This window comes from Ornithinibacter sp. (assembly GCF_035443565.1).
GTDB lineage: Bacteria > Actinomycetota > Actinomycetes > Actinomycetales > Dermatophilaceae > Fodinibacter.
In genome coordinates this window covers 29536-32792 of record NZ_DAORSO010000012.1, presented here as the reverse complement: position 1 = coordinate 32792, position 3257 = coordinate 29536, and the positions used below count along the sequence as shown (strand labels likewise).

General features: G+C 71.9%; 3 protein-coding genes. All 3 read right to left on the bottom strand.

The window, feature by feature from the left end:
- A partial coding sequence (locus PLL68_RS03050; protein ID WP_324531532.1) for an acyltransferase family protein occupies positions 1–2037 on the bottom strand: 2037 nt, incomplete at its 3' end.
- On the bottom strand, positions 2024–2572 hold the full coding sequence (gene coaD / locus PLL68_RS03045; protein WP_324531530.1) for a pantetheine-phosphate adenylyltransferase: 549 nt from the start codon (positions 2570–2572) through the stop codon (positions 2024–2026). The genes PLL68_RS03050 and coaD, both read right to left, overlap by 14 nt.
- Before the next feature lie 9 nt (positions 2573–2581).
- On the bottom strand, positions 2582–3202 hold the full coding sequence (locus PLL68_RS03040) for a hemerythrin domain-containing protein (RefSeq protein ID WP_324531528.1): 621 nt from the start codon (positions 3200–3202) through the stop codon (positions 2582–2584).
- Between the last annotated feature and the right edge of the window lie 55 nt (positions 3203–3257).

Genomic DNA, 3257 nt, shown 5'->3' with positions numbered 1-3257 from the left:
GGCGTAGGTGGCGGTGACGTGGTCCCCGGCCCGGTGCACCGCGACGTGGCCGATGACGACGGGACACTGCCCACCGGGGCAGATCCACGGGGTGAGGTCGAGCAGCGCGACATCCGGACCTGCCTGAGCATCGGGTGCCGAGCCAGCAGCGACGAGCGCCACGGCATCCTGCTGCACCGGCAACCCGCTGCCCGCGACCGCCGGCTGCGCCTCGAAGGTGCAGCGCCCGAGCTCTCGCGGGTTGCGGGCCGCACAGATGTCGAGGTCGTCCGGTGAGAGCGGGCTGTCCCCGACGACGACGACGGGCACACCCCGATCCGTGAGCGACCGCCAGCGGTCGGCGTACCCCTGCACGAGCAGCCCACGGTCGGTGGCCTCTCCCGCCCACGCACTGCGAGCCACCCCCGACGTCACCACGACGTCCGGAGCCTCCTGGTCGAGCGAGCGCACCACGGCCTCGTTCCAGGCGTCGCACTCGGGGTAGGCAACCCCCGCCTCGGCCGCTGGCGCAGCGGCGAACGCGCATGCTGACTTGCCCCACGTGACGATCCGCCACCCGCGCTCGGCCGCGACCGCCTCGAGGGCAGGCAGCCACTGCATCGCCTTGGAGTCACCGACGAGGGCGATCGTCCTCGCCCCGTCGGGGTCCCCGAACGTGCACGCCACCGGCTCGGTGGCGGCATGGTCGACCTGGCAGCGATCGACGTCGGCGGCCGGCCGGTCCTCACCGGCCACGAGGGGGTCAGGCGTCACCCAACCGGGGTCGTCGACATCCGTGACAACCCGCCCGGGGACCACGGTGGCCGCACCGAGGTCAGCCACGACGACCACCCCGTCCGGGGGCGTCGTCGTGAACGGTGAGCGCAGCGGCAGCAGGGGCAGGGCCGCGAGCACGCCCACCAGCGACAGTGCCAGCCCGCTCACGAGCAGGGCCCGCGGGCGCTCGCGCAGCCACGGACCGTGGTGGATGGGCGTCTCGACGAAGCGCCACGACAGCCAGGCCGGGGCGATCGATGCGACGGCGAGCGCGACCTTGCCCCAGGCCGGGAGGGTGGTGCCCACGGCATCCGCGGTCCATTCCCCGAGCACGATGAACGGCCAGTGCCACAGGTAGATCGAGTACGACAACCCGCCGATCCACACCATCGGCCGCCACCCGAGCACCTGGCCCGCACCGTGGCCGCCGCCCGACTGCCAGCCGAGCCACAGCAGCACCGCGGTCGGCACCGTCGGCAGCAGTGCCCAGGCCCCCGGCCAGTCGATGCCGTCGGGCAGCAGCAAAGCCACCGCCACCAGGGTGAGCAGGGCCGCCCAGCCGAGCACCCTCGCGCCACGAACTGGGGATGCCGGTCGCGGCCTCCCAGCGAGCGTCACCGCGAGCATCGCCCCCACCCCGAGTTCCCACACCCGGGTGGTCGTCGTGAAGAACGCCGGCCGGGGGGAGGTGTCCGAGAACCAGATCGACCAGACGAAGGAGACCGCGACGAGCGCCCCGAGCGCGCCGAGCACGACCCGGCGGCTCGGGCGCCGCACGACCAGGGCCAGCACGATGAGCAGCAGCGGCCACAGGACGTAGAACTGCTCCTCGACGGCCAGCGACCAGAAGTGCTGCACGGGTGAGGGGCGGATGTCGGAGGCGAGGTAGTCGACCTCTCGCCGGGCGAACACCCAGTTGACGACGTAGGCCGCGGATGCCGCGATGTCGACCCCGATGTCGCGCCGTCGCAACCCGGGCACCACGAGGTACGACACGAGCGAGGTGAGAACCAGGACGAGCACCGCGGCGGGCAGCAGGCGCCGGATCCGTCGACCGACGAACCGCGACCAGGAGATCGTCCCGGTGGTCCACAGCTCGGTGACGAGCAACCCGGTGATGAGGAAGCCGGAGATGACGAAGAAGATGTCGACGCCGATGAACCCGCCATGCAGCGGCAGGCCCGCGTGATGGGCCAGGACGGTGAGGATGGCGACCGCGCGCAGGCCCTCGATGTCCGGGCGGAAACCCGAGTGGCGCGCGGGCGTCTCAGCCGTCGGCACGCAGGCGGTCGACAAGGGCGTCGCGCACCTCGTCCGGCACCAGGCCGGTCACGTCGCCGCCGAAGCGCACGACCTCCTTGACGAGCGAGCTCGACACGTGCGCCAGCGCCGGGTCGCCCGGGATGAAGACCGTCTCGATGCCGGTGAGGTGGCGGTTCATCAGCGCCATCGGGAGCTCGTACTCGAAGTCGGTGGAGCCGCGCAGCCCCTTGACGATCACCGAGGCGTCGAGGTCGCGGCAGACGTCGACGAGCAACGTGCCGGCGAAGGCCTCGACCCGCACCGTGCCCGCAGCGCCGGTGCCGTTGTCGGCAGCACCGGCACCAGCGCCAGGACCGAGACGCTCGGCGACACCCCGCTCGATGAACGCGATCCGCTCGTGCACGCTGAACGTCCCCGCCTTGGCCGGGTTGTGCAGCACAGCCACGACGACCTCGTCGTGGATCGCCGCAGCCCGGGCGATGACGTCGAGGTGACCGTGGGTCACGGGGTCATAGGAGCCTGGGCACACGGCTCGGCGCACGGTGTCGGTCACACCCCCACGCTACTTCTTGGCGGCCTCCTCGATCTCCTTCGCCTTCGCCTTCGCTGCGTCCTTGACGGCGTCGGCCTCCTCGCGAGCCTCCTCCGGGGCGAGCACGCCCTCGTCCACCGCCTCTGCGAGCAGGGCCGCCACCTGTTCGGCGGAGGCGCAGCCCTCCTCGAGCAACTGGTTGCGGCGCGTCGCCCAGGCGACCCCGAGTGACTCGCGGCGGTCGATGGACAGGTCCTCGCGGGCCGGGTTGAGGATGTCGGTCTCCTCCTCCCCCGCGTGGTGGTTCACCGCGGTGGCGAGCTCTTCGAGGGCGTCGTCGTACTTCTGGGTGTCGGTGCCCTTGGCCTCCAGGAACGCGAGCAGGGCCTCGTTGATCTCGGCGTGCTCCTCCTCGCTGTGCTCCTCCTCGTGGGCGCCGATGGCGCGGGCGCGGCGCAGGTCGGGGTAGACCTTCTCCTCCTCGGCCACGGCGTGCGCGACGAGCAGTTCAGCCAGCGCCTGGCGGGCGGCGGCGCGGTCGGCGTCGCTGCGGCGGCACTCGCGCAGCAGGTCCTCGAAGAGGCGGTGGTCGTCGAGGATCAGCTCGATGACGTCGCCGGAAGTGGGTCGGGGGATCTCGATGTCTGTCATTGACCCATCGTCACCAATTCGCCGACCGAAATGTGCCCGAGCAACCGACTTCGTG